The sequence below is a fragment of the Paenibacillus sp. FSL H3-0469 genome (genome assembly GCF_038051945.1).
In the GTDB taxonomy this organism is placed as follows: Bacteria; Bacillota; Bacilli; order Paenibacillales; family Paenibacillaceae; genus Paenibacillus_AQ.
In genome coordinates, this window is sequence record NZ_CP150302.1 from 788,953 (window position 1) to 811,029 (window position 22,077).

At 47.4% G+C, this 22,077-nt stretch carries 17 protein-coding genes; 13 read left to right on the forward strand and 4 right to left on the reverse strand.

Annotated features, from left to right (window positions below; genetic code table 11):
* Nucleotides 1–13 precede the first annotated feature (13 nt).
* The 7 genes from NSS83_RS03280 (at nucleotide 14) to NSS83_RS03310 (ending at nucleotide 11,205) form a co-directional block, all read left to right on the forward strand.
* The gene (locus NSS83_RS03280) at nucleotides 14–883 is read left to right on the forward strand and encodes a carbohydrate ABC transporter permease (RefSeq protein ID WP_341185762.1); all 870 of its coding nucleotides are present in this window, start codon (nucleotides 14–16) and stop codon (nucleotides 881–883) included.
* A 65-nt stretch (nucleotides 884–948) separates the two neighbouring features.
* Nucleotides 949–2,535, forward strand: a complete 1,587-nt coding sequence (locus tag NSS83_RS03285; protein WP_341347653.1) for an extracellular solute-binding protein — start codon at nucleotides 949–951, stop codon at nucleotides 2,533–2,535.
* Between the two features lie 116 nt (nucleotides 2,536–2,651).
* A complete protein-coding gene (locus NSS83_RS03290; protein ID WP_341347654.1) occupies nucleotides 2,652–4,391 on the forward strand; it encodes a histidine kinase in 1,740 nt (579 codons plus the stop codon).
* Nucleotides 4,388–6,013, forward strand: coding sequence for a response regulator (locus NSS83_RS03295; protein WP_341347655.1), 1,626 nt, complete (start codon nucleotides 4,388–4,390; stop codon nucleotides 6,011–6,013). The genes NSS83_RS03290 and NSS83_RS03295 overlap by 4 nt, the downstream gene beginning before the upstream one ends.
* Before the next feature lie 73 nt (nucleotides 6,014–6,086).
* The gene (locus NSS83_RS03300; protein WP_341185758.1) at nucleotides 6,087–8,318 is read left to right on the forward strand and encodes an FAD-dependent oxidoreductase; all 2,232 of its coding nucleotides are present in this window, start codon (nucleotides 6,087–6,089) and stop codon (nucleotides 8,316–8,318) included.
* A 17-nt stretch (nucleotides 8,319–8,335) separates the two neighbouring features.
* The gene (locus tag NSS83_RS03305) at nucleotides 8,336–9,550 is read left to right on the forward strand and encodes a GDSL-type esterase/lipase family protein (protein ID WP_341347656.1); all 1,215 of its coding nucleotides are present in this window, start codon (nucleotides 8,336–8,338) and stop codon (nucleotides 9,548–9,550) included.
* A gap of 191 nt (nucleotides 9,551–9,741) precedes the next feature.
* The gene (locus tag NSS83_RS03310) at nucleotides 9,742–11,205 is read left to right on the forward strand and encodes an alpha/beta fold hydrolase (RefSeq protein ID WP_341347657.1); all 1,464 of its coding nucleotides are present in this window, start codon (nucleotides 9,742–9,744) and stop codon (nucleotides 11,203–11,205) included.
* Nucleotides 11,206–11,473: 268 nt separating this feature from the next.
* On the opposite strand, the gene NSS83_RS03315 is transcribed toward NSS83_RS03310, so the two are convergent.
* The gene (locus NSS83_RS03315) at nucleotides 11,474–12,373 is read right to left on the reverse strand and encodes an AraC family transcriptional regulator (RefSeq protein ID WP_341347658.1); all 900 of its coding nucleotides are present in this window, start codon (nucleotides 12,371–12,373) and stop codon (nucleotides 11,474–11,476) included.
* Between the two features lie 322 nt (nucleotides 12,374–12,695).
* Here NSS83_RS03315 and NSS83_RS03320 point away from each other — a divergent pair, with 322 nt between their 5' ends.
* The 4 genes from NSS83_RS03320 to NSS83_RS03335 are packed head-to-tail and all read left to right on the forward strand — an operon-like array spanning nucleotide 12,696 to nucleotide 16,530.
* Entirely contained in the window at nucleotides 12,696–14,117 is a 1,422-nt protein-coding gene (locus tag NSS83_RS03320; protein WP_341185754.1) for an MDR family MFS transporter, read from the forward strand.
* Nucleotides 14,118–14,152: 35 nt separating this feature from the next.
* A complete protein-coding gene (locus NSS83_RS03325) occupies nucleotides 14,153–15,325 on the forward strand; it encodes an NAD(P)/FAD-dependent oxidoreductase (RefSeq protein ID WP_341185753.1) in 1,173 nt (390 codons plus the stop codon).
* A gap of 55 nt (nucleotides 15,326–15,380) precedes the next feature.
* The gene (locus NSS83_RS03330; RefSeq protein ID WP_341185752.1) at nucleotides 15,381–16,067 is read left to right on the forward strand and encodes a helix-turn-helix domain-containing protein; all 687 of its coding nucleotides are present in this window, start codon (nucleotides 15,381–15,383) and stop codon (nucleotides 16,065–16,067) included.
* A 37-nt stretch (nucleotides 16,068–16,104) separates the two neighbouring features.
* Nucleotides 16,105–16,530, forward strand: a complete 426-nt coding sequence (locus NSS83_RS03335; RefSeq protein ID WP_341186803.1) for an SRPBCC family protein — start codon at nucleotides 16,105–16,107, stop codon at nucleotides 16,528–16,530.
* A gap of 77 nt (nucleotides 16,531–16,607) precedes the next feature.
* Here NSS83_RS03335 and NSS83_RS03340 read toward each other — a convergent pair whose 3' ends face one another.
* A complete protein-coding gene (locus NSS83_RS03340) occupies nucleotides 16,608–17,024 on the reverse strand; it encodes a VOC family protein (RefSeq protein ID WP_341347659.1) in 417 nt (138 codons plus the stop codon).
* Nucleotides 17,025–17,266: 242 nt separating this feature from the next.
* Here NSS83_RS03340 and NSS83_RS03345 point away from each other — a divergent pair, with 242 nt between their 5' ends.
* Nucleotides 17,267–19,549: an excinuclease ABC subunit UvrA gene (locus NSS83_RS03345; protein WP_341186802.1), complete on the forward strand. Its 2,283-nt coding sequence runs from the start codon at nucleotides 17,267–17,269 to the stop codon at nucleotides 19,547–19,549.
* Here NSS83_RS03345 and NSS83_RS03350 read toward each other — a convergent pair.
* Together NSS83_RS03350 and NSS83_RS03355 are read right to left on the reverse strand one after the other, a co-directional pair.
* The gene (locus NSS83_RS03350) at nucleotides 19,500–20,153 is read right to left on the reverse strand and encodes a DUF2306 domain-containing protein (RefSeq protein WP_341347660.1); all 654 of its coding nucleotides are present in this window, start codon (nucleotides 20,151–20,153) and stop codon (nucleotides 19,500–19,502) included. The genes NSS83_RS03345 and NSS83_RS03350 overlap by 50 nt on opposite strands.
* A gap of 19 nt (nucleotides 20,154–20,172) precedes the next feature.
* Nucleotides 20,173–21,213, reverse strand: coding sequence for a DJ-1/PfpI family protein (locus NSS83_RS03355; protein WP_341347661.1), 1,041 nt, complete (start codon nucleotides 21,211–21,213; stop codon nucleotides 20,173–20,175).
* Nucleotides 21,214–21,390: 177 nt separating this feature from the next.
* Between NSS83_RS03355 and NSS83_RS03360 the strand changes: the two genes are divergently transcribed.
* Nucleotides 21,391–22,077: a response regulator transcription factor gene (locus tag NSS83_RS03360; RefSeq protein WP_341347662.1), complete on the forward strand. Its 687-nt coding sequence runs from the start codon at nucleotides 21,391–21,393 to the stop codon at nucleotides 22,075–22,077.

The following is a 22,077-nucleotide window of genomic DNA, read 5'->3' on the forward strand; positions in this document are numbered from 1 at the left end:
GGTGGTATTCAATATGATTCATATGACAACCGGGGAAAAAGTCTGGCAAGCTATCGTTTATTGTCTTCTTATTTTGCTATCCTTACTTTGCTTACTTCCCTTTCTGTATGTGGTTGCTGTGTCTATGACGCCAGAATCGGAAGTGTTAAGAAGAGGCATTGTTATTATTCCAGAGACCTTTACCTTTCTAGCCTATAAAGAAGTATTCATATCTCATGGGATCGGGCAGGCGTATAAAATCACCTTGTTCCGAACGATTGTCGGCACCCTGCTGAATGTGGTTTTTACGGTAATAGCGGCTTATCCGTTATCCAAAAAATATTTACCGGGGCGAAGCCCATTTTTACTATTCATTGTCTTTACGATGATGTTTGGGGGAGGTTTAATTCCGACCTATTTATTAATCCGCTCGCTGGGACTGCTAAACAGTCCGTGGGTATTGATTATTCCGCAGCTCATCAGTGCATTTAATCTGGTGATTATCAAAGGCTTCTTCGAGCAATTGCCTGCTGAAATCGAGGAATCCGCGAGGGTAGACGGTGCAAGTGAGCTTCAGTCGCTATGGCGGATCATTTTACCCTTGTCCATGCCCGTTCTCTCCACCATTTCCTTATTCTACGCAGTCGGTCACTGGAACAGTTATTTCGACGCTATTGTATATATCAATGATTCCAGTTTAATGCCGCTGCAAGTGATCTTGCGCAACATCCTGCTTAATGTCGCCACCCAAAGCGCTGATTCGCTTGCCAATTCCGGGGCGGTTAGTACGTTCGCTGTGCAGATGGCCGCCGTTGTTGTGACGACGATTCCAATTTTGATCGTGTACCCATTTATGCAAAAACACTTTACAAAAGGTGTGCTCTTGGGATCAGTTAAAGGGTAAAAGGCAATCCAACCTGAGTTGTTACGGGGAAACCGTGATAATATAGAAGCAAAGGAGAGGTCATTATGAAGCGTAGAGTCATTACATCTGCTATTCTGACAGCAATCGTGGGGGTGGGAACGGTATTGTCTGGATGCGGGGAACAAAAAGAAGTGAAATCGACAGCCGAGAGTAATTCGCAAGACGAGTCGAATCCCTATGGAACCAAATTAAAAATCTCGATGTTTAACCAAGGCACCTTCAACGCGGCTGCTCCGATTCCTCCCCGTGATGAAGATATCCAGCGCCAAATGCTGGAAAAAGCAGTGAATATCGACCTCGAAATGATGATTCCGCAATCCGGGCAAGCAACGACTAAATTAAATACGCTGATTGCCGGAGGAGATATTCCAGATTTGATCTTCTTAAAAAGCCGGGCTGATCTCGCGCAATATTATGATCAAGGCGTTCTTGCCGATTTGACACCGTATCTGGATCAATTTCCGGCACTACAGAAACGATTCAGCGACGACTCCTGGGAAGCGATGTCCTATCAAGGCAAAACCATCGGCGTTCCAGGTTATGATAATGTAAATGGGATCAGCCGCAGCTTCTTTATCCGCAATGATTGGCTTAAAAAGCTGAACATGGAAGTGCCAACGACCCCTGACGAGTTATTTGAAGTTATGAAAGCCTTTACAGAGAAGGACCCGGATGGTAATGGCAAGAACGATACGTACGGCTTCATCGGCGGTATGAATAAAGAAGGCAATCTGCAAACCTATGGCTTCGATAGCCTGATGTGGATGTTCGGCGTCAATCCTCCTTCGGCCATTGATGTGAAGGACAACCAGCCGGTGTTCCTGTTTACCGATCCCAAAATGAAAGAAGCGCTCGCTTATATTTATAAAATGATGGAGGCCAAAGTGGTAGATCCGGACTGGGTGACGATGAATACTCCCGAATTGCTGGACCAAAAGTTATTTAAGGGCAAAGTCGGCTTCATGATCAGAGATGCCCGCAGGCTGGAGCCGGATTATCAGCAGAAAATGAAAGAAATCAGCGGAGAAGTCCCGGAATGGATCGTCATTCCTCCAATGACAGGTCCTTATGGTGATCAGATTGTAGAGAGAAAATCGTTCCAGGGTAATTCATGGGCCATCTCCAAAAAAGCGGATGAGGAACAAATCATACGGATCTTGGCCATGCTGAATTATCTCTTTACGGACGAGGAAGCCTATCCGAACTTCGCCTACGGAATTAAAGGGATTCACTGGGATGTGATAGATGGTAAGATCAAGAATAAAACCTCCGAATTATCGAAGGAAATGAAAGAAAAATATCTATGGGTTGATCATTACAGAATGCCGCGTCATGGCGATGATGCTGAGTACTTCAGCTTCCAAAATCCTAAGACGGCTGAAGCTTTTAAGAACAATCAGCAATACGTAGCGCCTACGTTACCCGGGAATTTATTGACCGAGGACCCGAACGATACATTGGCAACAGACCGTCAACGTTTTATTAATGAAAGCCTGGTTAAATTTATGACCGGCAAAGATCCGCTGGAAAACTGGGATGATTTTCTCAATACGCTGGAGACCAAGTTTGACATGCAGAAATATAAGGACACAGTCATCAAGCAATTTACTGAAGCGGGCTTAATCAAGTAGAATGCACGAAGCATATACATTCTTATCTTTTAATAAGAGAGCGGCTATCCTTAGCCCCTCTCTTTATTGTCATAGGCTATGATTTCTTTAATCCGGATTTCAAAGGAAGAGGACCGATGCGAAGAAGAATCAGCTTGCCCTTAAAATTATTTTTACTCGTGTTTGCTTTTGTATTAAGCTGCATTATCCTGATCAGCCAATTGTCTTACCGCTATGTCCAAAAGGAAATAAGAACCTCTGACCTGTATTACACCAACCAAATACTTGACAAGGTAGATCAGTATTTCACCGTTAATTTTTCCTCCTTCCAGACCATACTGTTCTCAGTCGAGTCATCGGTGAAAGCCAATATTGGCAATCTGGATGTGATCAAAAAGCAATTAAGAGAGCTGTATGAACTCAACAGTAATTACGTCAGTAATATTTATCTGATCAAAAGCGATTTATCCATTCTAGGCGGAAGTGCGCCTACCCGGATATTCGATGAATCTTTAGCGGAAAGAGAGCCATTGTTTGACGCGGCTGACAAGAATAGAAGGATTACCTTTGTCAGTGATCCTTACAAATCTAAATATTCCGGCTGGACCGTTACGATGGTCCGTTATCTGAACAACGCTCCGTTTCCTATGGCCATTGCGGTAGATCTGGATCTCAATGCCATTGAAGAAACCTTGTTCAAGATTAATACTCAAGAACAAATGAATCTGGCTCTGCTCACCGCATCGGGAAAAATCATTGCCGGATTTTCAGAAAATAAAGGACCCGTAAATATTCAAGATCATACTTTTTCAATCGGTGATACATCAGCGGAGCAAATTCTGGATACTGCAGAAACCAGCCTTCAACTGCATACCAAGGAGGGCCTGCCCGTCTCTCTGCTGAAAAAACCGACGGAGAAATTCAACTGGACACTGATCTCGATCAACGATGAATCCCGCTTGAAAGCTGCGTTGTCCCGATTGGAGACCTATTATATCGGGCTTCTGGCTGCAGGCTTTGTGTTAAGTCTGTTCATCTCTTTGTTGATAGCCAAGTATATAAGAACCCCTCTCCATGCGCTCAAAACAAAAATGAAGCGGGTGGAGCAAGGTATCCTTACAACTCCAATCCCAATTAACCGGAACGATGAGTTTGGAGATCTCTCCCGGGCATTCGATCGTATGCTGCAGCAGATTGTAGAGCTGATCCGGGGAGCAGAGCTTCATCATGAACTGGAGCGGAAGCTGGAAATTCAAGTGCTTCAGTCGCAAATAAACCCTCATTTTCTGTATAACACACTGGGTTCGATCAGCAATGTCATCCGGCTCGGACGAATAGAGAAAGTAGATGTGGTCATCGAGTCGCTCATTTCAATATTGGAATATGGGATCGCCGATGCTGCGGAGAAGGTCTCCCTGCGTCAGGAATTGCAGAATGTAGCGGACTATATCGCGATCCAGAACATCCGCTATAACCGAAGCTTTCACTTGATTGAAGATATCGAAGCAGGATTAATGGGTTTCCCTGTTTTCCGGATGTTGCTGCAGCCCCTTGTGGAGAATAGTATCTTCCATGGTTATAACGGAGGGGGGATCGAAGGCCCTATTACTATTCATGCCTTCAGGGAGGGCAGCACCGTCATCATAGAAGTCATTGATCAAGGCGAGGGAATTTCAACCGGTATCCTGGAGCATATTCTGGTTTCAGAACCGGGTGATGTGGAAGTAAGAAGGAAAAGAATCGGATTAAACAATATTCATGACCGGATACGGCTTCACTACGGAGAACAGTTCGGGCTCCAAATCATAAGCATACCGAAGCAAATCACCCGTGTTCGCGCCGTATTCCCGGCAGGCTTGTGTAAAGGAGATGCATGATGGTGAGAGACTACACCTGCTTCATTGTTGACGATGAGGATTTAATCATTCAGAGATTGGAATTGTTTTTTGAGGAGCTCTCTCATAGGGATAGACGATTCCGGTTAGTAGGAAAAGCGAATAATGGGGTGGAGGGGTTAGAGGAGATCGTAAAGCTTAAGCCGGATATCGTGATCTCTGATATCGTTATGCCGCGAATGGATGGAATTTCTATGATTGAGCAGCTAAAGCCAAAGCTTTCCCATACCCAGTACATTCTTTTGACTGCCTATTCATCCTTTGAATACGCGCAGCGGGCCATTCAAGCCAACGTATTGGAGTACATTGTTAAGGTTCCGCTAAGGGAAGCGGATTTGGATCGCGCTTTAGCTAAGGCAGCCGGGATTCTAAATGAGGTGAAGACCAAAGAAGCGGAATTTCAATCGTTACACATATCCGTGCTGGAAAATAAATATAGAGTCCGCAAGCAGTTTTTTAATGAGCTGATCCGCGGGGAAATTCCTACTCACCGGGCATCGGATTTTGCCAATCGTATGCAATTCCATTTCTTTCAAGCAAGCTATTGCTGCTTCATTGTGGAAATGAACCGGTATGAGAGCTTCCGGAACGATTATTCAGCTTCAGATCAGAACATCTTGAAATATGCAATTACGAATATCATCGAAGAAACGGTGGTGAGTGGGGGCCGAGGCGTAGCTGCGGATCTATCCGATAATCGTTTTATCGGCTTTCTGTCCTGGGAGAATCATCGCAGCGAGATGGACACAGAATATGCTTGCCATGCATTGGGAAGTCAAATCATCTCCCATTTACAGCAATATATGAATCAAAGGGTATCTGTCGCTTTTGGAGGCCCTCACCGGGGCTGGGAATCCATCAAACAAGCTTACATGGAAGCTAATAGCGTGAGTGAGGATTTCTATTATCATGAAGAGAAGACCGTCACAACACCCATGCATCGCTTACATTATCATAATGACAAACAAGAGGATTTTCAGCAGAAACTGGATGGTTTCCTCCAATGGGTGCAACGAAAAGTATCCAAGGAAGAGCTGGAGAAAGAACTCTCTGATCTGAACCAATGGGTGACGAACTATAAACTTCATAAGTCCATCATGGCGCCTATGCTCCAAAGCTTGTACAGAGATATTACAGCGAAATTCAAATCCCGGAATGCGGTGACTACGGATGTATCAGAGCTTCCGATAAAATTCATGACCTTTCAGGAGCAGCTTGCCTATATTGGCGACTTCACCTTCGAATATGTGCATGCTGGCCAACTTTTACACCGTATAGAAATTATGAGTGCTTTGCGGTATATAGAGCAAAACCTGAAACAGAGAATAACGCTGGAGGCCATTGCCGAGGAAGTGAATTTAGCCCCATCGTATTTCAGCAGCTTGTTCAAAAAAACAATGAATGAGGGCGTGATCAGCTACATCAACCGTAAAAAAATCCAATTAGCTCTAGAGCTGTTAAATATTCAGGATTATTCTTTATTGGAATTGTGTGAGGAAGTAGGAATCGTGAACGAAGGCTATTTTTGTAAATTATTCAAAGATTACACGGGCGTTACCCCTAAGCAATACCGGATCAAAATGACACGGTATGAATCCAAATAAACCTGTAAATTTCTCGCGAAATCCTATAAAAAAAAGGGCAGCTAATGGCTTACCATGATAGCAGGATCTAATCATGGAGGTTATCAAAATGGAGCTAATTAATGCAGATGTAACCGTCGTAGGCGGAGGTATTGCCGGGGTATGCGCGGCCATTGCTGCCGCACGCCAAGGGCTGCAGGTCTCACTTATTAATGACCGGCCGGTGCTTGGAGGAAATGCTAGCAGCGAGGTCAGGGTTCATATCAACGGGTCGGCATATCTCGGAAACAGTCCATCCTATTATGCACGCGAGGGCGGATTAGTGGAAGAGCTCAAGCTGAAGATTTTTCACTACAATCCGTTATACAACAAGAAGCTGATGCTTTCGCTTTCAGACATGGTCTTGCTCGACATGGTTTATGCGGAGCCTAACCTTTCTCTATTTCTAAATACATGCGTGCATGATACGGGCATGGAGAACGGCAGAATTAAATGGGTGGAGGGCCTGCAATTGGCTTCCGAGAGAAAATTCCGGTTCGCAAGCCGAACCTTCATCGATTGCTCCGGTGATGGAGTGGTCGGATATCAGGCAGGTGCGGATTTCCGCCGGGGGAGAGAAGCGAAGCATGAATACAAGGAAGAATTGGCTCCTGAAGCGGCGGATCATTACACCATGGGCGATACGATCCTCTTTCAAGCCCGTGATGTAGAATATTACGTTCCATACACAAGGCCTGACTTTGCCTATGACATTACGAAGCTGGCCTTTTTCGACAGTATCAGACAAGGTTTAAACCACCGGGCAGTACCCAGAAAAATCAATGGACTTGGCGGATTGTGGTGGCTGGAATACGGCGGACAACTGGATACGGTCAAGAATAATGAGGACATCGCATTGGAACTGCGGAAATTGGTGTATGGGATTTGGGATTATATCAAAAACAGCGGCGAATTCGACGATGTAGACAATCTCATCTTGGATTATGTATGCCCGATTCCGGGAAAGCGGGAGTCTAGGCGGTTCATAGGGGACCACATGTTGTCCCAGAACGATCTTACAGCCAAGCCGCATTTCGAAGATGCTGTCTCCGTCGGTGGATGGTATATGGATTTACATGCAAATAAGGGAGTCTACGATGAGGGGCCGGCTACAGCATGGAATTTCGTGCCTGGCTTATACAATATCCCTTTCCGCAGTTTATATTCAAGCAATATTCCTAATCTCATGTTTGCCGGCCGCAATATAAGCGCTACCCATGTGGCTTTCGGATCTACAAGGGTCATGGCCACCTGCGGTTGTATGGGGCAGGCAGTTGGAACGGCTGCTTCGTTATGCGTGAAATATGAGGCAGACCCTGCGGTCATCGCCGAAGCTCATATGGAGGAGCTGCAGGCGCTGCTGCTTCGGGACGGCCAAACGATTGTAGGGCTTCAAGAGGAGTTGAGTCCCTACTTCGCTGACGGATTAACAATTCGTGCCTCGTCTCAGCGCAGTTATGACAATCCTCAGCCAACCGAAGAGCTCTCCCTGGAGAACGGATTATGTTTGGTCTTGCCGATTCAGACATCCGTTGCGGAAAGTGTACGGGTCAAAATTAAAAACAGGTCCGGGCATCCGGAAACCTTGCATGTGAAGCTGTTTGGCGGAGAACGCAAGGAAAACTACATTCCCGCCAGCGGGTTGAACGATTACCGCTTGGAGATTGCAGCCGGTCATGACGACTGGATTACACTGGGCCTGGACTGCAAGAAATCGGCTGACGACAAAATCTACATTGTCTTAGAGGGCTCGGCTAGTCTTGCCGTATACGGCAATGAAGAGAAACTGACCGGAGCGGTCAGCTTCCATTATCGGCCGGAAGAGCCGTCCAGGCTGAAAAAAATCAATAAGAGCATTTGCTTCAAGGACCTGCTCCCGGCTCAGAGTATGTATGCTCCCGAGAATGTTGTCAACGGCTTCTCCAGACCTTATGGCCTGCCGAATGGCTGGATTTCGGAGCGTACGGAAGGACAGGAATGGCTGGAATTCTGTTTTGCAGGACCCAAAAATATAGAGGAAATCCATCTTGTGTTCAATTCACAGCTCGATTTAGAGCATTTCAACGACCCGATCGAGTCCCTTGTGCAAGATTATGAGTTGATCCTGACTCTAGAAGATGGAGCCGAGAGGACCATCCTAACACGCGGGAATTATCTCACATTGAATAAACATCAGGTGGACGCGGAACGTGTAACCCGCGTTCGGATGAATTTCAGCAGAACGTATGGTTCGCCTTATTTTGAAGTGTTTGCAGTAAAATGGTTTGCTCCGAAAATCGATAAATGAGGCAAGGTGATGTCACGATGAAGGAACTATACCCTCGTAGAGGGCTCCCCAATATCATTCAGAAACTGGAAAATGGCGATACCGTAACCCTCGTTTATTTCGGCGGCAGCAATACCCGTTCGGAAGGCTACAGAGTCATGACGGCGGATTGGCTTCGTGAGCAATACCCCCAGGCGGATATCCGTACGGTGAATGCAGGCATTAACGGGACCGGCTCGGATCTGGGCTGTGCCCGTCTGGAGACCGATGTACTGCGTCATCATCCCGATCTGGTATTCGTTGAATTTGTCGGTAACGATGGCGGAGATCCCGAATCCAAGGCGCGGATCGAAGGAATTGTCCGCCAGATCCGCAAGCGGAGCCGGTTTACCGATATCCTGTTTGTGTATACGGTGAAGGAGCGGGATGTGGCCGGATTTCAGTTCGGAGAATACCAGAAAGGGGCTATCCTGCAAGAGGAAGTGGCTGACTATTATGGTATTCCTTCCATTCACCTGGGCGTAGAGGTCTGCCGCCTGGTTACTGAGGGGAAACTCGTGTTCACCTCAAGGGAAGAGCTATCCATTCCCGGAGCTGTTATTTTTACGCATGATTCAATCCATCCGACCATTCCCGAAGGACACCAGATATACACGGATACGATCACCCGGTCAATTGAGACCATGCGCGAACTCAGAAGTCATCCGGGAAGGCTGGTACATCACTTGCCCCGAAATCCGTTGATTCCGGCTAATCCTTGGGAGTATGCGACCATGCTGTCACTGGATAGCCTTCCTGATACTATTATCACCGCAGGCTGGTCTTACGTAACGCCCGAGGAATCTGCTGTAGCGCGTGAGTACAATTGGCTGTTCCCGGGCCTATGGCAGGCAGCCGATCCTGGAGAGGCGATCACGGTTCAGTTCGAAGGAACCCGTATCGGGTTATTCGATATCGGGGGGCCTGATTCCGGCAGATTGAAGGTGTCGGTGGATGGCGGGGAACCCTTTATGATTGACCGGTTCACCCTATACAACGATCATAATCGTAATCAGTATGTATTCCTGCCGGAGCTCCCGAACGGGAAACATACGGTTCGCTTTGAAATCGATCATGAGAAGACAGATAAAGCAGCCGTGTTCGAGGCAGCTGGCAATGAACGAAGTATGGAGCATATCCGGCAGCATCCAGATTGGTATGATCAAATGGTGATCCGGCTTGGGAAGCTGTTACTGGTGCAGCCGCCATTATAATGGATGATTAGACATTGGACAATGGATGAACCCTCAGGAACGCGACCCTAGCGTGCTGAGGGTTTTTAGCTTTGGATGCATTTCTTTTGTCCGTTCATATTCAGTTCATATTGACGTCACGGGGAGTACACCTTCATTGGTTAAGCTTACATTTTACCAGAAGAAGTAGTAGTAGAAAGAGAGGGAGTAAGATGAGATTATTTGAGGTACTTTTAGTTCTATTCTGTTTCGCGCTGCTCGCAGATCTATTGTTTATCAGAAGAAGTGCAAAGACAACAGGACTGGTTTTGGGGATAGGAAGCAGCGTTATATTGGCAGTTCAATTATGGGTAGAGGGATACAGATGGCAATTGCTTGTAGTATATATCATGACGGCGCTGCTCATACTCATCGTTATCCTCAGGCATTTAGGTAAGATGAGGAATATACAGAATATAAAAGCAGGGAAGCTGTTGAAATACAGTTCATCTTCCATAATCGTCATTCTGCTTATAATATCTACCGCCCTGTCTGTATACTTGCCAGTCTTTCATTTGCCGAAGCTTGAAGGTCCGGAGAAGGTGGGGACTCAAACCTTTCATTTTACGGATCAGAACAGAGATGAAGTCTTGACTGAAGATCCAAGCGATAAGCGGGAACTAATGGTTCAAGTATGGTACCCTACAGCAAATAGCAGCAACAAGAAGAGTGAAGCTCTTTTTCCAAAAGATAAAGCAATGTTCAAAAAGTATATCCAGACCTACTCTAATTCATTAAACCTTCCAGACTTTGTCTTCGATTACTGGAAATATAGTAAAACCAACTCTTATGACAATGTAGAACTATTGCCTTCTACAAGCCCTTATCCGGTGGTACTGCTATCGCATGGTATGGGAACCAGCAGAGTTCTACACGCCTCACAGGCCGAGAATCTGGCTAGCCATGGGTTTATCGTGGTCACCATCGATCATACGTATAGCACCTTTGCTACTATTTTTCCGGATGGCCGGGTAACGGACTATACCACCAAGATGACTACCGTAGAAGATCGCAGAAGAATCGGTACTATATGGACGAAAGATGTGGAGTTTGTAATTAACGAAATTGAAAGGCTAAATTCAGGTGCAATCGAAAGCCAATTTAAAGGGAAAATCGATCTAAATCATCTAGGCGTAATGGGGCATTCCTTCGGGGGGGCCACAGCGTTTAATACAACTTATTTAGATCCTAGAATCAAGGCCGGAGTCAATATGGACGGGTCACTGATTGAAGTGGACAATAGAGAGGATCTAAACAAGCCGTTTATGTTCATAAGATCGGGGGCGTTCAAAGGCTGGTTAACCGATTTCAAGAAGGATACCCATCCGGATAACGAAGTCACTAAACAACTTGAAGAAGAGCTGCACATTATTAAAAATGTGATCAATCAGGGAGGGCCTGCGATTTATATAGAGGGTACCCAACACTTCAATTTCACAGACCTTCAGTTCTATTCTGAGCTGATTAAACTGACTGGAATCACAGGAGATATAAAGGGTAAAAGAGGATCAGACCTCGTAAATCAATATGTCCTCGATTTCTTTAATAAGGAATTGAAAGGAGAAGGGGGACAACTGCTTAAGGGTCCAAACGACAGTTATCCAGAGGTGAAATTTATAAAGCCGGAAGAGCTTTAAGATGAAATCATATACGATTTTGACATAATTACAAACGATTTCGGGAGCAGCCTCCCCTTCTTTATACTATTCTGAGAATAGAAATAAGAAGGGGGGGGCTGCTTATGATACTTCAGGTTGCGATAGGAATTCTGTTGCTTCCATTTCTGTTTTTCGGTATACGGGCTATAGTGCATTCTAAATGGTGTGACAAACTAGCCAGTCAGCAGGATGAACGGTTCACTCATTATATCAGTCAAGAATACGTTGACGGCAAGGAGTGCGGCCGTTAAGTACCGTTGCCCGCAGCAGCAGATTGCTTGCGGAAGTCTTGCGGAATTTGTCCTAATTGTTTACCGAAGACATACGAAAAATAACTTGCCGTTTGAAATCCGCAGGCCATGGCGATCTCTCCCACAGGCATCGTTGTCTCTTTCAGCATCTCACAGCTTTTTTGAAGACGATAGCGGGTTAAATAATTATTAGGTGTCCAGCCAACATGCTTTTTGAATAGCTCACAACATCTGCTTCTGCATACTGAACCGGCAGCGGCAATCTCATCAATGGTTAGTTTAGCGTCATAATGCTGATGAATATACCCGGTCATTTTACGGATCGTCATCCATACCTGTTCATCATTCGGATTGCCCGGTGCTTGCTGTATATGATCAGCTATACCCGCACATATGGACACAGCCTGGGATACTAACCGGAGCAGGTTCCCTTCATGGCTGTGCACTTCATTATACAACTCAGTTAGTGCGAGCAGTATCTCATGCTGCCAAGACGTTTGAGAAGATAACAGTAAAAAATCATCGGTTCCGGAACCGAATTTATCTTCAAGATATGCTTTTCCCGCAAGCGTATTTTCGCCTAGAAGTGCAGGATGAATGACGATGACCAGAAAAGTACAATCGCTCTCCCTAGCAGAGAAGCCATAGTGGAGGCGTTTACTGTTAACAAAAATTCCATTCCCTTTACCGAGCTGGACTGTTTGTCCGTTCACATAGTAATCCATTGTCCCGTCCAGCACCAAAATAAACTCCAGATCCGGGTGCCAATGATAAGCGGCCGCGAAGCGGTCGAATTGATGCAGGGCTCCTTTTTTAGCATACAGCGGGAAACCCGGCAGATTATAATTCAGTCTTTCAGATAAATCAGAGAATACCTCGAGAGCGAATTTTTCCATCGCTACACCTCATTCATGGATTATACGATTTTGATACAATAATAACTGATTGAAGAGGGGAAAACAAAAAAAATGTCATAAGGAGCCAAGCTTACTTAGATTAAAATAGGGCATTGGAAGAGACTACGAGCTAACGTATCTCTAACTCAAAAACAAGGGGTGTCTTATAAGCCATGAAATGGCTTATAAGACACCCCTTTTATTCTAAGAAAACCGCACAGCCAATAACGAACATCATTCTTGACGAACACTGTTCGTTATGTTATAAATGTATCAGCTTAACTAATTCATACGCTTATGTAAGGAAAGGAGGAGAGCGTGTATGTCAGATACAAATAGCAGCCAAAGTGTGCAAGCAGCCTTTTCCTTAAAGCAGATTTTGCCCATACTTCTAGCTGTTGCTTCAGGAATGTTCCTGGTGATCTTAGACAGCACCATCATGAATGTGGCCGTACCGAAATTAGTGAATGCCTTCGATACCAATCTCAGTACGATTCAGTGGGTCATTACGGCGTATACCTTATCTTTATCGGCAGTCATTCCGTTAGCCGGCTGGTTCTCTGACCGGTTCTCACCCAAACGGATGTTTATGATTAGCATTGTGTTATTTGTTCTCGCTTCTGTACTGTGTGCAATAGCAACCACTCCTGGTCAGCTTATCGTTTTCCGCATCATTCAAGGTTTGGGCGGAGGCATGGTGGCTCCGATCGGAATCGCCACGGTATTCATGGTCGCTCCACCTGACAAAAGAGGATCTGTCATGGGCATCCTCGGTATCCCGATGCTGCTTGCTCCCATTCTTGGTCCCTTATTATCGGGCTGGCTGATCGAGTACATCAATTGGCACTGGATCTTTTTCATCAATGTACCGGTTGGCATCTTGGCTTTATTCATGGCCTGGAGATACTTGCCTGCATCGGGTGCAAAAGCTAACAACAAGCTGGATGTGACAGGCGCGCTTTTGGCTCCGGTTGCCTTTACTTCAATTGTATTTGCCGTACATCAGGCAGGAGAGAAGGGGTGGTCCAATCTATGGACGTTGGCTCCTCTGGCTTGGGGCCTGGTTACACTGGCCATCTTTATCTGGAATGAGCTGCGGCACAAGCATCCGCTATTGGAGCTGCGAGTATTTCGTTCGCGCACTTTTGTGCATGGCATTTCTGTCGCCTGGCTGAATCAAATCGCTTTATTCGGAAGTATTCTGTTATTCCCGCTGTATTTACAGCAAGTAAGGGGGCTAACCCCTCTTGAGGCTGGGTTATATGTGATCCCGCAAGCCCTGTTATCTACGGTCGGCATTAATGCTGGCGGCCGGTTGTTTGACCGTTTCGGTGTTCGCCCGGTAGCCATCATGGGTATTCTGTCACTTTGCGGGTCCTTACTTGCTCTGACGCAGATTGATGCCCATACCAGTACGTTATACATCATTTGCAGCTTTGCTTTTGCCGGGCTTGGGCAAGGATTAACGATGATGCAGATCAATACACATGTCCTCAGATCAGCTCCCAAGGAATTAATCAGCCGTGTTACACCCATAACCACTTCAGCCCAGCAGATTATGTCCTCCTTCGGCGTTACCATCACGATGGCTTTTCTGGCCAAACAAATCAGGGGACTTCCCGCACAGCATTCACCCGATCAATTAGGTCATGCCTTCGGCTCAACATTCTGGATTACTTTAGGTTTTGCAGTTAGTGCATTGGTTTTATCTTTGTTTTTTGCAAGCAAGAAGCACGATTCCTGAGAAAATAATTTTCAACCAAAAGGAGATGTTTGTACATGACAACAAATAATTCTACAGAACAACGCCAGATCGCAATTATTGGAGGTGGACCAGGGGGGCTAACGCTTGCCCTGATTCTGCAGCAGCATGGTATTTCCTCGACGATTTACGAACGTGAGCACGAGGACCTGAGCCATGAACGCGGAGGCTCGTTAGATATCCATGAAGAATCCGGGCAGCTAGCGTTGAAGGAAGCCGGATTATATGAAGCTTTTCTGCAGGCAGCACGGTTTGAGGGCGAAGACTTCCGGCTCATGGATAAGATGGGGAACATATACCTGGATGAAGTGGCCGACGATGAGAGCGCGGAAGGGCAGAGACGCCCGGAGATTGACCGCGGTGTGCTTTGTGACTTGCTGTTAAACAAATTAGATCCGTCTACCATACAGTATGGTTATAAACTGGAGAAGGCTGTATCCCTTGGGGAGGGTAAAACGGAGCTTCATTTTGAGAATGGACATACCGCTGTGGCTGATCTTGTCATTGGTGCAGACGGTGCCTTTTCCCGCGTTCGTCCTCTGCTTACGGATACAGATGTGGAATATTCAGGTCTGACTATGCTGGAGCTTAACGTTATTGCCGCCGATCACCCGGATCTGGCCGCCTTCAATGCACGCGGCAAAATGTTCGCACTGGACGATCATAAAGGGATTCTGGGCCAGTTGAACGGCAACGGACGGATCAAAGTATATGCGAGCTTCAAGGTAGAGCGGGACTGGTTAGACGAAATTCGAAATGATAAGCCACAGGAGATAAAGGCAAAGCTGCTTGAGCTGTTTCACGATTGGAGTGAACCGCTCAAGAATTATATCCGGTATGCAGAAGATGCGGTTGTGCCCAGACGGATCTACATGCTGCCAGTCGGATTTCGCTGGGAACGCAGCGCTGGTGTCACGTTGATTGGAGATGCAGCGCATGTAATGTCTCCTTTTGCCGGAGAAGGGGTGAATCTTGCCATGCTGGATGCGCTGGAGCTGGCTCTGGCCATAGTAAGGAACAAGGAAATATCTGTGGCGATTGAAGAATATGAGGAGAAAATGTTCCAGTATGCCTCAGAGAAAGCAGATGTGTCTAACGAAAATCTCATCCTCAGCTTCTCAGAGAATGCGGCTCCCAAGTTTGCAGCTCTCATGCAATCTTATCAAGACCTGTACGAGCAGCAAGGCTGATGTTATCTTCCGCGGGTGTATTTACTATTGGCTTCCGGCATGTTATAAGAAAAGTATGATGAAACCTAAACGTGAAATTGTGAGCCGCCGCAACCGGCCAGCCAAAGAACCCCTCAGTCATGAAATTATTATCAAGACCGCGTATCAGCTGCTGAAGCAGGAAGGGACCTCCGGCATGAGTATGAGGAAGGTTGCGAAGCAACTGGACACCGGACCTTCCTCCCTGTATGTGTATGTTAAAAATCTGCAGGAATTGAGTTCTTATGTGCTTGACCTGGGTCTCGGTGAGTTGAACCTGCCGGAGCTTACGGACGATAACTGGAAGGAGCAGTTATTTCAAGCACTCCATGCTTATGCAGAGCTGCTTATCGGGCAGCCCGGATTAGCTGAGCTGTCACTACAGACGATTCCTATTGGGAATAATGCTTTTCGTCTGAATGAGTATTTACTTACCGTCCTGCAGAAGGGCGGAATCACCTCTACGGCCGCTGCCTGGGGAACGGACCTGTTGCTCCTGTATGTGTCTTCTATTGCGTTGGAGAAGGCGAAGAGAGCAAGTGAGTTGATGGAAACCGCCCAAAGTTACTATAATGAAGCAGATCCGGTTCGTTTTCCGTTGATGAATAGTCTGAAGACCGATTTATTCTCGGGGGATACCGCCTCCAAGGAGAGGTTCTTCTGGGCCATTGAGGTGATACTCCAGGGGATATTGCATAAGCAGTTGGGAGACAATGGTAAGTAACCGAGCGACGAAGATCATGAGAGAGGTGTCTATTGAAATGGAAGAGAACCAACCGACGAAAGTAACCGTACAAACCGTGGTACAAGCCCCTATCGAGAAGGTATGGCGGTACTGGACCGAGCCGGAGCACATCACGAAGTGGAATCAGGCGTCCGAGGACTGGCATGCGCCAAGAGCCGAGAACAATCTGCGGCCTGGCGGTACCTTTCTGACACGGATGGAAGCGAAGGATGGCAGCATGGGCTTTGATTTTGGCGGCGTATACGATGTCGTGAATCAGCATGAGGTGATCAGCTATACCATAGAAGACGGAAGAAGAGTGGAGATTACGTTCGTCGATCAAGGAAATGAGACAAAGGTCATTGAAACGTTCGATGCGGAAAACGCCAATCCCGTTGAGCTCCAGCAAGCAGGCTGGCAAGCGATCATGGACAATTTCAAAGCCTATACAGAGCACAACTAACTACCAAAGAAGACGCCGGGGAAGATGCCCGGCGTCTTTCTTTTGAAATCCGAGTACGAGTATACTCTTTGTTACCCTCAACCCTGTGCCGCATCCATGTTCATATAGTTAACCGCCCACAGATGGCCGTCCAAATCCACAAAGCCCCAATGATACATGAACCCATGATCTTCAGGTTCAGCGTGCAACTTCCCGCCTAAGGAGAGTGCGGTGTTCACGATTTCATCGACCTTGCCCCGGCTCTCGAATTCCAAAGCAATTGTCATCTGCGCATACTTACTCGTATCAACAGCTTCCTTCTCCGTGAGAGTATGAAAGAAGGCTTGATCGATCAGCATGACCTGCAGGTTGTCGCCGATCAAGAGGGCTACCGAAGTCTCATTATCTGGATATTGCGGATTGAGCTCAAATCCAAGTCCGGTGAAGAACGCTTTCGATTGTGCTACGTTTTTTACAGGCAGGTTGAGGCTCGTGAATGCGGACGTTAATGCCATTAGCAAAACACCTCTTTGTCAAATATTTTCAAATATTTCTCATGATTATACCACATCAAAGTTCATCTAAAAGAAGAAGAACAGGCACATTAAAATATGTCATTAGATGTCATGATTAAGTTTTATAATGATATTAGATTAGAGAGAGGAGCAATAAATCATGAGCAGAAGAATCATATTAGACTTGGCAGTAACCTTGAATGATTTCTCCTCCGGACTTGATCAGCTTATATACCATTGGGATGGTGAGCTTGGTGCACGCTAATGATATTGTCATTAAAGGCGCGAGAGAGAATAATCTGAAAAACGTGAATGTCCGTATCCCGAAACGAAAAATCACGATCTTCACTGGCGTCTCAGGTTCAGGCAAATCTTCGCTGGTCTTCGACACCATCAGTGTCGAAGCTCAGCGGCAGCTTAATGAGACGTTCTCCGCATACATCCGCAACCGGATGCCCAGGTATAGTCAGCCAGACGCCGATCTCATTGAGAACTTGTCTACAGCCGTTGTCATCGATCAGAAAAGACTCGGTGGCAACTCCCGTTCAACGGTTGGCACGATCACGGATATCTATGCGATGCTCCGGCTGCTGTTCTCCAGAATCGGCAAACCGCAGATCGGCAATTCGCATGTATTCTCCTTTAACGACCCGGCCGGTATGTGCTTGGAGTGCTCCGGAGTGGGACAAGTGGTGCAGTTCGATGTAGAGAACCTGCTTGACAGGTCCAAGTCGCTGAATGATGGCGCGATCCTGTTCCCCGCTTTCAAAGTGGGGGGCTGGTTGTGGAATACCTATGCCCAATCCGGACTGTTCGACAACGATAAGCAGCTCGCTGACTACACACAGGAAGAAATGGATATCCTCCTGCATGGCAGAGAGAGCAAGATCGTCTACAACACCAAAGGCGGAGCCATCGAATCGGATTACGAAGGCCTGCTGTCCAAGCTCACACGCCTGTATCTGAAGCGGGACAGCAGCGAGCTGTCCGAAGCCAAACGTGAATCCATTGACCGGTTCTTGTCCTACAGTGAATGCAGCCTGTGTAAGGGCAGCCGGCTTAATCAGGAAGCCTTAGGCTGCCGGATTAACGGATACAACATCGCAGAGTGTGCGGAAATGGAGATTGGCGGGCTTATTCGTATAGTCGAAGCCGTTCAGGACCCCGTTGCCGGGCCCATGAAGGAGGGAATCCTGACCCGGTTGAATCATCTGGTCTCGATCGGGCTGGAGTATCTCAGTCTGGACCGGCAGACCTCAACGTTGTCGGGCGGGGAGTCGCAACGTATTAAGATGGTACGCCATCTAAGCAGCAGTCTTACCGACATGATCTATATTTTTGACGAGCCAAGCGTCGGGCTGCATCCGCGGGATGTTCATCGTCTGAACGGCATGCTGCGCCAGCTCCGGGACAAAGGGAATACGGTACTTGTTGTTGAACATGACCGCGAGGTGATGGAAATCGCCGATTATATTATTGATGTAGGACCTCATGCAGGTGCCCGTGGGGGTACAATCGTCTATGATGGTGACTTTGCAGGCTTACTCCGTGCGGATACGTTAACAGGACGGTACTTGAAGCAAAGTCTGCCCTTAAAGACATCTGTCAGAGTGCCAAAGGGACAAATGAGCATAGCCTGCACCAGCCTGCACAATCTGAATGAGATAAGCGTTGATATCCCTGTTGGAGTACTGACTGTGGTAACGGGAGTTGCCGGCTCAGGCAAAAGTACGCTGATAAACGGAGCCTTCCTGCCCTCACATCCGGAAGCCATCGTCATTGATCAGTCGGCTGCGGGCACATCCATCCGCTCTAATCCGGCTACCTACACGGGAATAATGGACGATATCCGCCGGCTGTTCGCGACCGCCAACAAGGTAAGCGCTTCCCTGTTCAGCTTCAATTCCAAGGGAGCCTGTGCCAACTGTCAGGGTCTAGGCATGATCTACACAGATCTAGCGTTTCTTGAGCCCATACGGACGACTTGTGAAGTGTGTGCGGGCAGACGGTTCAGTGATGAAGTATTGGCATACAAGCTGAATGGACAATCTATCAGCGACGTCCTTGCAATGACGGTACGGGAAGCTTCGGAGTTCTTCAGCAAGAAGGAGCTGCTCCGCAAGCTGCAGACGCTGGAGGATGTAGGGCTTGGATACGTAACGTTAGGCCAGCCCTTGAGCACCTTGTCGGGCGGTGAATGCCAACGTATCAAGCTGGCTGAGGAGCTTCACAAGGAAGGCAGCCTCTATGTTATGGACGAGCCGACAACCGGACTGCATATGTCCGATATCTCTGGTCTGATGGACATCATGAATCGCCTGGTCGACGGGGGCAACTCCGTGGTGGTCATCGAACATAATCTGGATGTAATCAAGAGTGCAGACTGGATTATTGACATGGGTCCCGAGGGCGGACACCGGGGTGGGCACATCGTATTCGAGGGCACACCTGCCCAGCTTGCCGCTGCTGAACATTCTATAACGGGAACGTATCTGCGGAAGGCTTTCCATTCTGATTTATTCTGATAATGATCTCAGGAATAACTAGCAGCAGCGCTATTGAGCCATACACACCGATGGTGTAGCTAATAGGGTAACCGTACCCGATTCCCTGATGAAACAGGGAGGTAATGAGATGGATCAACATGTTCGTGAAGCAAAAAGCGTAACTGCGAATCATCCAGTGGCGGTGTTGGCTGATTCTTTTCCTCTTAATTTGAACGAGCGCCGTAATGGTGATCACCAGCCAGAGCAGATTCAGCAAATTGAATCCTATACTGCTTATTCTGCCGCCTGTTGCGTAAGGGGCCATATATCCGGAAGTTAGCACGACCAGCAGAACGGAGATGATGTATACATAGCCGTTGATGCGATGCAGCCTGCGGCTTTTTTTTAATATCCGATTCGAAAAGTTAATCAACCCCGATGCCATAGCCACACAAGCGAATGCAACATGAACATACATGACATTCAGCCAAACCGGGAGATTGAGTTCGCGCTTCAGCCCGGTCTTATGGCTTAAAAATCCCGAAGCCCCTGGATCGATCCAATAGTTTTTCACCAAGGTGTGTAGTATAAATAGAATGCTGACACAAGCCAGCAATAGATATAACGATTTGCTTTTCTTCATCCGTTCGCAACTCCCTAAGCTAGGAAATTCGATTTCCTGTTAATTTGGATGCAGGCAGAAGACCCGCTTTTGCAATACCAAGGATTTGATCTCCATTGACACCAACTTCAAATTTGAGATTCAAGCGCATCGGTTTGGTAATTCGCAGTGACCAGCTCAGCTTGTTATCTTGGAGCACCGGGTTCATAAACTCGCTGGTCTCATCTCCTTGCGTCGCCGTGCCGTAGATCTTATTGTTTCTTGTGGAGATGGAGAGCTTGACCCCCAGCTTCCCGATGGGCGTAGCGAGCGTAGTATCCCAATTTCCATCAAAAAGCGATGGCCGCGTGTTATTGCTATGTAGCGTGCCGGACGCGGGGTTCATCGCTGTTTTGTTCACCGTGGTGCTTAGTTCATCGCTTGCCGGTGAGTTATTTACGCTTGGATTTATGCCGGTATCCTTCCAAACTGTGCCTCTACGTTCATACTCGAATAATTGTTCAACCGCGTGCGCGATACGGGGCCCAAGCTCCCGTTCCACCAGATATAGCGCTACATCCAGTCCTGAAGTTACGCCGCCGCCGGTCACCAGATTGCCGTCGTCCACAACGCGAGCCGGGACGGGAACTGCACCCGTTGCACCAAGTAAGTCCATGCCCAGATGATTCGTTACCGCCGGTCTGCCTTCCAGAAGGCCGCCCATGGCAAGCACCAGTGAACCGCCGCAGACGGTAGCGATTATCCTGTCGTCGTGCTGGAGAGCCTGCCCGATCATGCCGGTCAATTCGGTCTCCATGGCCCGGCGCAGAAGAACCGGAACCGAATCGGGCCCATCCCCCTCGGTATCCCCGGACGCGCCAGGTACGAGAATGATGCCCGCCCGTTCCGGGTCCAGTCTGCTGCTGGCTTCAATCCTCAACCCGTTAATGCCGCTAGGCACAGATCTCGGTCGCTCGGCGGTGACCAATTCTACATGTAACGAATTCTCAGCATACATAGCGGCAGCACAGAAGACCTCGTAAGGGGCTATCGCATCCAGAAGGTCGAAGCCGTCAAACAGCACAATTTGAACATTGAGCATCTATAAATCCTCCTTGACTATAATTTCACTATTGGCCATAGCAAAGCATACCAAACGAATATCTCAAACAAAGCTGCAGAAAGGTCACAAAAGTATAAACAAATCATCACAATCCATAAGCACACGTTAGTTCCAGCCGAAAAAATGATAAACTATGAAAGCAAAGGTGGGATAAACGTGAGCGGATCAAAGACGATTCTGGTGGTAGACGATGACCCGGATATTGTTGAATTATTAAGAGACTTTCTGGAGAATGACAACTTTCAAGTGATAACCGCTTGCGGAACCGATCAGGCGTGGGACATTTTTAAGGAAAACCCGGTGCATGGTATCGTTCTTGACATTATGATGCCGGGACAAAATGGATTTGAGTTTTGCCGCCGGATTCGTGGGGAGAGCCAGGTTCCGATCCTGTTCCTGAGTGCCCGCAGCGATGATGTGGATAAGATTCGTGGTCTGACGCTCGGAGGCGATGATTACATCGTCAAAACGGCTTCGCCGGGAGAGATCGTAGCCAGAGTGAAAGCCGTATTACGGCGTTCCGCTTCCCCGCAGCCATTGGACGACAGAGTCCTGGATTACGGACGCATCCGGTTAAACCTGTCCACAAGAGAAGTAGAAGTGGATGGAAATATTGTCGCGCTCACACCCAAGGAATATGAATTGCTGCGTTTTTTTGCCGAACACCCGAGACATGTATTTTCCTATGAACAATTACTGGCGAATTTCTGGAACGGGGTCGGCGACCGGCATACCATTCGGGTCCATCTTAGCCGGCTGCGTGAGAAAATCGAAGCAGATCCGAACCAGCCTCTATTCCTGGTCAACGTATGGGGCGTAGGTTATCGATTTGAGGGAGGGTAA

What these genes read in the sequence shown, in the direction of transcription:
- NSS83_RS03285 (WP_341347653.1), top strand. Translation starts at nt 949, where the DNA reads ATGAAGCGTAGAGTCATTACATCTGCTATTCTGACAGCAATCGTGGGG.
- NSS83_RS03295 (WP_341347655.1), top strand. Translation starts at nt 4,388, where the DNA reads ATGATGGTGAGAGACTACACCTGCTTCATTGTTGACGATGAGGATTTA.
- NSS83_RS03305 (WP_341347656.1), top strand. Translation starts at nt 8,336, where the DNA reads ATGAAGGAACTATACCCTCGTAGAGGGCTCCCCAATATCATTCAGAAA.
- NSS83_RS03330 (WP_341185752.1), top strand. Translation starts at nt 15,381, where the DNA reads ATGATGAAACCTAAACGTGAAATTGTGAGCCGCCGCAACCGGCCAGCC.
- NSS83_RS03280 (WP_341185762.1), top strand. Translation starts at nt 14, where the DNA reads ATGATTCATATGACAACCGGGGAAAAAGTCTGGCAAGCTATCGTTTAT.
- NSS83_RS03325 (WP_341185753.1), top strand. Translation starts at nt 14,153, where the DNA reads ATGACAACAAATAATTCTACAGAACAACGCCAGATCGCAATTATTGGA.
- NSS83_RS03340 (WP_341347659.1), bottom strand. Translation starts at nt 17,024, where the DNA reads ATGGCATTAACGTCCGCATTCACGAGCCTCAACCTGCCTGTAAAAAAC.
- NSS83_RS03320 (WP_341185754.1), top strand. Translation starts at nt 12,696, where the DNA reads ATGTCAGATACAAATAGCAGCCAAAGTGTGCAAGCAGCCTTTTCCTTA.
- NSS83_RS03345 (WP_341186802.1), top strand. Translation starts at nt 17,267, where the DNA reads ATGGTGAGCTTGGTGCACGCTAATGATATTGTCATTAAAGGCGCGAGA.
- NSS83_RS03310 (WP_341347657.1), top strand. Translation starts at nt 9,742, where the DNA reads ATGAGATTATTTGAGGTACTTTTAGTTCTATTCTGTTTCGCGCTGCTC.
- NSS83_RS03315 (WP_341347658.1), bottom strand. Translation starts at nt 12,373, where the DNA reads ATGGAAAAATTCGCTCTCGAGGTATTCTCTGATTTATCTGAAAGACTG.
- NSS83_RS03300 (WP_341185758.1), top strand. Translation starts at nt 6,087, where the DNA reads ATGGAGGTTATCAAAATGGAGCTAATTAATGCAGATGTAACCGTCGTA.
- NSS83_RS03350 (WP_341347660.1), bottom strand. Translation starts at nt 20,153, where the DNA reads ATGAAGAAAAGCAAATCGTTATATCTATTGCTGGCTTGTGTCAGCATT.
- NSS83_RS03335 (WP_341186803.1), top strand. Translation starts at nt 16,105, where the DNA reads ATGGAAGAGAACCAACCGACGAAAGTAACCGTACAAACCGTGGTACAA.
- NSS83_RS03290 (WP_341347654.1), top strand. Translation starts at nt 2,652, where the DNA reads ATGCGAAGAAGAATCAGCTTGCCCTTAAAATTATTTTTACTCGTGTTT.
- NSS83_RS03355 (WP_341347661.1), bottom strand. Translation starts at nt 21,213, where the DNA reads ATGCTCAATGTTCAAATTGTGCTGTTTGACGGCTTCGACCTTCTGGAT.